The sequence below is a fragment of the Pseudomonas quasicaspiana genome (genome assembly GCF_021147825.1).
Taxonomy (GTDB): domain Bacteria; phylum Pseudomonadota; class Gammaproteobacteria; order Pseudomonadales; family Pseudomonadaceae; genus Aquipseudomonas; species Aquipseudomonas quasicaspiana.
Genome location: NZ_JAGTPI010000108.1, coordinates 1 through 7,994 on the forward strand (window position 1 = coordinate 1; position 7,994 = coordinate 7,994).

At 57.2% G+C, this 7,994-nt stretch carries 7 protein-coding genes; 3 read left to right on the forward strand and 4 right to left on the reverse strand.

What is annotated here, in order from left to right; translation table 11 throughout:
• Positions 1-193, forward strand: a 193-nt coding sequence (locus KDX30_RS29080; RefSeq protein ID WP_231678221.1) for a hypothetical protein, incomplete at its 5' end; no start/stop codon positions are given.
• Between the two features lie 13 nt (positions 194-206).
• Complete coding sequence (locus tag KDX30_RS29085) at positions 207-776, forward strand: DUF2780 domain-containing protein (RefSeq protein WP_231678222.1); 570 nt, start codon at positions 207-209, stop codon at positions 774-776.
• Positions 777-791: 15 nt separating this feature from the next.
• Here KDX30_RS29085 and KDX30_RS29090 read toward each other — a convergent pair whose 3' ends face one another.
• On the reverse strand, positions 792-1,685 hold the full coding sequence (locus KDX30_RS29090) for an acyltransferase (RefSeq protein WP_027901822.1): 894 nt from the start codon (positions 1,683-1,685) through the stop codon (positions 792-794).
• 260 nt (positions 1,686-1,945) lie between these two features.
• On the opposite strand from KDX30_RS29090, the gene rloA2 reads away from it, so the two are divergent.
• Positions 1,946-2,446 (forward strand): retropepsin-like aspartic peptidase RloA2, encoded by a 501-nt coding sequence (gene rloA2 / locus KDX30_RS29095; protein ID WP_027901823.1) that lies wholly within the window; start codon positions 1,946-1,948, stop codon positions 2,444-2,446.
• A 176-nt stretch (positions 2,447-2,622) separates the two neighbouring features.
• Here rloA2 and mdoH read toward each other — a convergent pair whose 3' ends face one another.
• The 3 genes from mdoH to dtd form a co-directional block, all read right to left on the reverse strand.
• A complete protein-coding gene (mdoH, locus tag KDX30_RS29100) occupies positions 2,623-5,202 on the reverse strand; it encodes a glucans biosynthesis glucosyltransferase MdoH (RefSeq protein WP_027901824.1) in 2,580 nt (859 codons plus the stop codon).
• On the reverse strand, positions 5,195-7,114 hold the full coding sequence (locus tag KDX30_RS29105) for a glucan biosynthesis protein G (RefSeq protein WP_317633749.1): 1,920 nt from the start codon (positions 7,112-7,114) through the stop codon (positions 5,195-5,197). Before KDX30_RS29105 ends, mdoH begins: the two co-directional genes overlap by 8 nt.
• 258 nt (positions 7,115-7,372) lie before the next feature.
• Positions 7,373-7,810, reverse strand: a complete 438-nt coding sequence (dtd, locus tag KDX30_RS29110) for a D-aminoacyl-tRNA deacylase (protein WP_231678224.1) — start codon at positions 7,808-7,810, stop codon at positions 7,373-7,375.
• Between the last annotated feature and the right edge of the window lie 184 nt (positions 7,811-7,994).

Consider the following 7,994-nt stretch of genomic DNA (forward strand, 5'->3'; position numbering starts at 1 on the left):
TGAAGGCGGCATCGAATTTTCTGTATTTCTTGGTCATGGTGACTCCTCAATGGATATAGTTTCCCCTATTGAAGTGTCCGGGGTCATTAGACCAGCTCACGCTTTAACTCACGAGACGAACGCAAGGAACATTGCCAACCCGCCCAAGGTCAAACACGTGTTTCTACCGGCTCCCGCCGGACTTTTCGTTTGAGGGGTTTGTTGCAATGAAGATTTCACGCGGTATAGCACTGGCAACTTTGATGGCCGTTGCGACTGGCCCAGTGTTCGCTTTCAATCTGAATGACGCGGCCAACGCCGTTTCCAACGCCACCAACGGCAATCAGAAAGCCACCGCAGCACCTGAAGCAGCAGGCCTGCTCAATCTGTTGGGCTCCAACCTTAATGTCACCCCCGAGCAAGCCGTCGGCGGCACGGGCGCATTATTAGGTCTGGCAAAGAACAAACTCGCCGGTAACGACTACAGCCAATTGAGCAAATCGGTTCCGGGCCTCGATCAACTTGCTGGCAACAGTGCATTGAGCAGCCTGGGCAGCCTGAATGGCTTGGGAGGTCTGTTGGGTAATTCGGGCAACAGCGCTGAAAGCTCGGTGCTGAACAGCGCGCTGGGCAACGTTCAAAGCATGGGCGATGTGAACAAGGCGTTCAGTGCCCTGGGCATGGACAGCTCAATGGTCAGCCAGTTTGTACCGCTGATTCTGCAATACCTGGGTCAAAAAGGTGCTGGCGGTTCGGCACTGAAAAGCCTGGGCAGCGTGTGGGGCGCAGGCAGCTAATTCAGCGCTGATCCTTCAATCCTGGAACGCATCGCCGCGCAAGGTGGCGATGCGTGCATTCTTCTCCTGCCACAGCTGATTGACCCAGCCCTGTACCTTCTCGCGAAACACTGGATCGTTCTCGTAATCGCCCTGCCATAACGCCGGGTCCAGTTCGCGAGTCTGAATATCGATGATCACCCTTGGAACATCACCGCAGAGCAGATTCCAGAATCCCGGAATGCGCTCGCCCGGATACACCACCGTCACGTCCAGAATCGCATCCAGCTTTTCACCCATGGCCGCCAACACGAACGCCACGCCGCCCGCCTTGGGCTTGAGCAGGTGTGAATAGGGCGAGTTCTGTTCTGCATGTTTGGCTGCTGTGAACCGGGTCCCTTCCAGGTAGTTGACCACGGTCACTGGCTGATTTTTGTACAGCTCGCAGGCCTGACGAGTGATTTCCAGATCATGGCCTTTGAGCTCGGGATGCTTGGCCAGAAAGGCCTTGCTGTAGCGCTTCATGAACGGGTAATCCAGCGCCCACCAGGCCAGCCCCAGCAGCGGCACCCAGATCAGTTCTTTCTTCAGGAAGAATTTGAAAAAGGGCGTGCGGCGGTTCAACGCCTGAATCAGGGCGGGGATATCGACCCATGACTGGTGATTGCTGATCACCAGATAAGAAGTGTCGCTGCGCAAACCTTCGTCGCCACGGATTTCCCACCGGGTTGGAATGCACAGCGAGAAGATCAGCTTGTCGACTTCAGCCCAGGTTTCGGCAATCCATACCACCGCTTGCGAGCAACTCTCGCGTAACTGACCGCTGAACGTCAGCTTGAGCAGGCCGAAGATCAGTAACGGACCGATCATGACCAGCGTGTTAAGCAACAACAGCAATGTGACAAAACAGCCAGTGAGCAGGCGACGCATACGGATCTCTGGAGGACTACAAGGGCCGCCATGATAAAGAGCAACAGCGCCTGCGCCAAATCCGCTTGTCGCGGACAAATGTTTCACAAGGTTACGGGTAAGCTCTGGCCTGCGAACGATGTGTGATCGCGATGTCTAAAATCGCGAATGAATGACCTGTAGGAGCTGCCGAAGGCTGCGAAAATATTTACCTCATGGACCAATTCGCAGCCTTCGGCAGCTCCTACAGAACCGCGTAACCCAAAAAAGGTATCTACCCAGTGAAATCAACTCTGGCGCTATTGTCCCTGTTGGCATTGCCTGTCATGGCTGCCGAGCCGACGCTGTATGGTCGCTACGAAAACATCAAGGTCGCGGAAATCGGTGAAACCTTCAAAGCCAAGATGGATACCGGCGCGTTGACCGCGTCGCTGTCGGCCAAGGATATCGAGTTGTTCAAGCGCGATGGCGATGACTGGGTGCGCTTCCGTCTGGCGACCAAAGACGCCAGCAACAAGGTGTACGAACACAAGGTTGCCCGGATCAGCAAAATCAAGAGCCGCGCAGAAGGCGACGACGAGGACGAAGACCTCGACCCGACCAAACGCCCGGTTGTGGACCTTGAGCTGTGCCTGGGTAACGTGAAACGCACGGTCGAGGTGAATCTGGTAGACCGTAGCCACTTCAATTATCCGCTGTTGATCGGTGCCAAGGCCTTGCGCGAGTTCGGCGCAGCGGTGAACCCGGCGCGGCGTTATACGGCGGACAAGCCGGATTGCTGATTAGGAGCATGTGGATTACTCCTGTGGGAGCTGGGCTTGCCCGCGATAAGGCTGGACGCGATCTAAAGTGAATTGCGTCCAGCTTTATCGCGGGCAAGCCCGGCTCCCACAGGTATATTTCAGCACAACAAAAAACGGCGCCCTTGCGGGGCGCCGTTTTTGTTTACCGCCTTGAATCAGGCGTGAACCAACGTCTGCTCAGACGCGCGCACTACCGGCTGCAAAGGCAGCAGTGGTGCGTGCGGATCGGCAGCGACAGACTCTCGCCATGCATCCAGCCATTCAGGGTGGTTTTCAGTCCAGACCTGCTCATGCAGACGGCCCAACGCAACCGGGTCGCTGAGCAGCATCAAGCGGTCTTGATTGCTGAGTTTCTCAGGCCCGACTGCCAACGCGTGACGTACACGTTCCATCCGTACAAACTCGATAGGCTCGGCGATCCGGTGACGCGAGGTCGCCAGGGCGCAGGCCAGCGCGTTCTGTTGCGGATCGACCACGGCGCGGATGAAGCCTTGCTTCAGTGCGTGCCAGCGGTTCTCGTGGGTGTACAGATCGGTCGAGACCAGCTCTTGCGGCGGCGTGTGCTCTTCAGGAATCAGGAAGAACTTCTCGTCGCGTGCCTTGAGGCCTAGACCGGTACGGCTGGAAATCACCGAGACCGGAATCGACAGCATCAACGAACCCACGATTGGCGCCAGCCACCACAGGAAGCTTGGGTTCAACCAAGCGACCAGCAGCGCCCAGCACGCACCCAACAGGGTTTGCGGACCATGACGCTTGACCGCTTCGATCCACGGCGTGGAGTCGTCGTCACGTTGTGGCGAGTTCCAGGTCGCAGCCCAGCCCAGGAAGGCAGCCAGTACGAAACGGGTGTGGAACAGCATGCGCACCGGAGCCAGCAGCACCGAGAACAGCATTTCCATCAGCATCGACAGCGTGACTTTGATCTTGCCGCCGTAACCGACTGCGCCTTTGGCCCAGATCAGAATGATGCTGAGCAGTTTAGGCAGGAACAACAGCACGATGGTCGTCGAGAACAGCGCAACGGCTTTTTCCGGGTGCCATTGTGGCCACAGCGGATAGAGCTGACGCGGTTCAAGGAAGTAAGTCGGCTCCATCAGCGTGTTCACCGCCAGCAAGGCTGTGGACAACACAAGGAAGAAGAACCACAACGGCGCAGACAGATAAGACATAACGCCCGTCAGGAACACCGCACGGTGAACCGGGTGCATGCCTTTTACCAGGAACAGCCTGAAGTTCATCAGGTTGCCGTGGCACCAGCGACGGTCACGCTTGAGTTCGTCCAGCAGGTTTGGCGGGAGCTCTTCGTAACTGCCCGGCAGGTCGTAGGCAATCCACACGCCCCAACCAGCACGACGCATCAAAGCGGCTTCAACGAAGTCGTGAGACAGGATCGCACCGGCAAAAGCGCCTTTACCTGGCAACGGCGCGAGGGCGCAGTGCTCGATAAACGGCTTCATGCGGATGATCGCGTTGTGGCCCCAGTAGTGGGATTCACCCAACTGCCAGAAGTGCAGACCGGCCGTGAACAATGGACCGTACACGCGAGTCGCAAACTGCTGCATGCGCGCATAGAGAGTGTCCATGCCCGACGCTCGTGGCGCGGTCTGGATGATACCGGCGTCCGGCGTGGCTTCCATCAAGCGCACCAGACTGGTCAGGCATTCACCGCTCATGACGCTGTCAGCGTCGAGCACGACCATGTAACGGTATTCACCGCCCCAGCGACGGCAGAAGTCGTCGAGGTTGCCGCTTTTGCGTTTTACGCGACGGCGACGACGGCGATAGAAGATCTTGCCGAAACCTTTGGTCTCGCGGCAGACGTCCAGCCAGGCCTGTTGCTCTGCCACGCAGATGTCAGTCTCGTTGCTGTCGCTGAGCACGAAGAAGTCGAAGCGATCGAGGTCACCGGTTGCTGCAACCGACTCGAAAGTCGCTCGCAGACCAGCAAACACACGCGGCACGTCTTCGTTGCAGATCGGCATGACCAACGCGGTACGAGCACCCTTTTCAATCGGCTCATTACCCGCACTGGCACCGGAGATGCGGTACTTGTCGCGGCCGGTCAGCAGCTCCAAAAAGCCCATCAAGGCGGTCCAGAAACCGGCTGATACCCAACAGAACAGAATCCCGAACAGCAGCAGGATGCTGGTCTGCAAGGCATACGGCAGCACCTGCCACATGGTCTGTACAAACGTCTGGTGAGTGATTTCGTCCAGCGAAACCAGCGACCAGCCTTGGTACGGCAGAATGCCTTTCATGTACCAGCCAGCAACGATCGTCTGGCCAAGCATCAGGATCAGCAGGATATAACGGCGGATAGAACCCACTGTACGCCAGCGCGCCTTCGGCAGATCACGCTCGACCTTTGGCTCGACCGGGTTACTGCGACCGGTCATGCGACGCCACATGCGCACCAGAATATTGGTACGCCATGGCTCCGGCACGACTTTGGTCCGACGAATCGGCGGTGTGGCCTTGAGGCACACACGACCGTTGGCGTCGAGGGTCAGCATCTCGGCCTCTTCCAAAGCCTCGGCGGTAGTCAGCGTCAGTCGGCGACCCACCGAAGCCTGAGCGGCTTCGGCAGAGTCGGTGACTGGCTGAGCAGACAAACGCTCATGCAACTCGGCGAACGAGGTGCAGCCAGCCAGTTCGGCTCGCTGCTCATCGCTCATCGGGAGGTGTGCCAGGTACTCGCTGAGTGACACTGGCACCGGTACGGAATTACTCATCGGCTGGCAACTGGTAGCTCCAGGTCTCGGTCATGACTTGCAGCGTCTTGGCCGGTTCTGGATTGGTGGGTGCAGCTTCGGCTTCAGGCTGCGGGGTCTCTTTACCGTCTTTGTCTTTCGCGACATCAGCCTTGGCTACGTCTGCCTTGGCAGCATCAGCTGGCTTGGCGGCGTCCGCTGGCTTGCTTGCATCGGCTTTGGCATCAGCAGGCTTGGCTGCGTCAGCCTTGGCTACGTCGGCTTTCGGATCCTTGGCGGCGTCTGCAGCGGCTTCTTTCTTCGGAGCCTCTTTAGCAGGCGCAGCTTTCTTCTCGTCACCGATGTGAGCCTTGTCAGCAACCAGTACCGCAGGTTCCTTGCCTGGCTCGGCCGGGATCTCGCGCAGCAGGTAAGCCTGCATCTCGATCGGCTTGTTGGTGTCCTTGACCTTGACCCGTAACGTCAGGCGATAGCCCTTGGTCACCGGGTTGTAGCGAAGGTTGTTTTCCACCAGCTCGGTATTGGTGTCAGTGGTCACCTGGCTACGAATGGTCTTGTCTTCAGGCATGGACGCGAGGATCGGACCCACGAAGTCGACCTGGAACGCGACGCTGCCGTCCAGCTGACGAATCAGGTTGGACTGACGGATGTCACCAGCGGAACGCAGGGTCTGCTTGACCCAGCCCAGATCAGGCGAGTGAATGGCTTTCTCGTCCATGGTCCAGTGGATGCGATAGTTGAAATCAACAGGCTGGCCCGGTGCTGGCAGGGTTTCCGGCTTCCAGAACGCAACGATGTTGTCGTTGGTTTCATCGGCGGTCGGAATTTCTACCAGGTCGACGGTGCCTTTGCCCCAATCACCTTTAGGCTCGATCCATGCGCTCGGACGCTTGTCATAGCGGTCGTCCAGGTCTTCGTAGTTAGCGAAGTCGCGGCCACGTTGCAGCAGACCAAAACCGCGCGGGTTCTCTACCGAGAAGCTGCTGACGGCCAAGTGCTTAGGATTGGTCAGTGGACGCCACAGCCATTGGCCGTTGGCTGCCTGAATCGACAGACCGTTGGAGTCATGCAGCTCGCGGCGATAGTTCTGCACGCGCGAAGGCTGGTTGGCACCAAACAGGTACATGCTCGTCAGCGGAGCAACGCCCAGCTTGGAGACCTTGTCACGCAGGTACATGCGCGACTGGACATCGACCAGCGTATTGGTGCCCGGACGCAGGGTCAGCTTGTAGGCACCCGTAGCGCGCGGGGAGTCGAGCAGCGCGAAGATCACCAGATGGTTATCATCGGTGGCTGGCTTCTCGATCCAGAACTCGGTGAAACGCGGGAACTCTTCGCCGGAAGGCATCGCGGTATCGATCGCCATGCCACGAGCAGACAGGCCGTAAACCTGACCTTTACCGATGACGCGGAAGTAGCTCGCGCCCAGCATGGTCATGATTTCGTCTTGCTTGTCATCTTTGTTGATCGGGTACAAAACGCGGAAACCGGCATAGCCGAGATTCTCGGTCGACTTGGGATCGAACTTCACATCGCCAAAATCGAAACGACTGGCGTCGTACTTGATCTCTTCAACGGTGGTCGCAGTGACTTCGTTGATTTTGACCGGGGTGTCGAAGTGCATACCCTGGTGATAGAACGAGACTTTGAACGGCGTTCTGTCGCCAGCCCATTCGGCACGATCCTCACGGAAACGGATTTTCTGGTAGTCCGCGAACTTCATGTCGCGGAACTCGGCGGGCAGATTGCTGCGCGGGGCTTCGTATTTCTTGTCGGCCAGTTCTTTCGCTCTGCTCGCTACGTCATCAAGACTAAACGCCCACAGTTGAGTGGCGCTGAACAGTGAGATCAGGGCTGAACTTGCCAATAGCGCGCTACGCAACCGCTTGCCAGGTGTCTTTACCGCATTACAGGGACTAACAATCACGAGCAACCCTCGCCGAAAACAGATGAAGAAACCAACGGCCAGCTATCAATTGCCGGGTTGGCGAGCACTGTTCCGACTCCAAAAGAACCTAATGATTCCCCAAACGGTGTCGAACCAGCCTCTGACCTTGCCAAACGGTGCCACAAACACACATACCCGGACGGCGCGATTATCTAGTAGCGCGTGCCACAACGCACCATGTCCGATGAAGTATTTATTGCTTTAGAGCCTAATAATTTCGGGGTTATGCATCAGATTAGTCTTTTAACCCTCAAGCATAAAAGTCACAGGGCCATCATTTACCAGATGGACTTGCATATCTGCACCAAACTGGCCCGATTCGACCACCGCGTGCGAGCTTTTAGCCTGGTTCAACAAATACTCGAACAACTCCGCTCCAAGGGCCGGCGGGGCTGCTTTTGAGAAGCTCGGCCGCATGCCGCTTTTGGTATCGGCTGCCAGGGTGAACTGAGGTACCAGCAGCAAACCACCTTCCACATCGCGCAACGACAGATTCATCTTGCCGTCAGCATCGCTGAACACCCGGTAATTGAGCAGCTTATGTAGCAGCTTGTCGGCACTGGCCTGCGTGTCTTGAGGCTCGACGCCCACAAGGACCATCAAACCCTGATTGATAGAGCCAACAATCTGCCCTTCAACTTCAACTCGTGCGCTACTGACGCGTTGTAGCAAGCCTTTCATGCCCGTTCCTTTTAATTCAATCGCGCATCAAACGGATACCTGTGGGAGCGAATTCATTCGCGAATGCGATGTACCAAACGATGAGTTTCTATCGGATGTACCGCCCCCTTCGCGAATAAATTCGCTCCTACCGTGAATCCCGTTCCAATTCAAACAGGCGTAGCGTCCAAATCAAGCCTCTTCA

What these genes read in the sequence shown, in the direction of transcription:
- mdoH (WP_027901824.1), bottom strand. Translation starts at nt 5,202, where the DNA reads ATGAGTAATTCCGTACCGGTGCCAGTGTCACTCAGCGAGTACCTGGCA.
- dtd (WP_231678224.1), bottom strand. Translation starts at nt 7,810, where the DNA reads ATGAAAGGCTTGCTACAACGCGTCAGTAGCGCACGAGTTGAAGTTGAA.
- KDX30_RS29085 (WP_231678222.1), top strand. Translation starts at nt 207, where the DNA reads ATGAAGATTTCACGCGGTATAGCACTGGCAACTTTGATGGCCGTTGCG.
- KDX30_RS29090 (WP_027901822.1), bottom strand. Translation starts at nt 1,685, where the DNA reads ATGCGTCGCCTGCTCACTGGCTGTTTTGTCACATTGCTGTTGTTGCTT.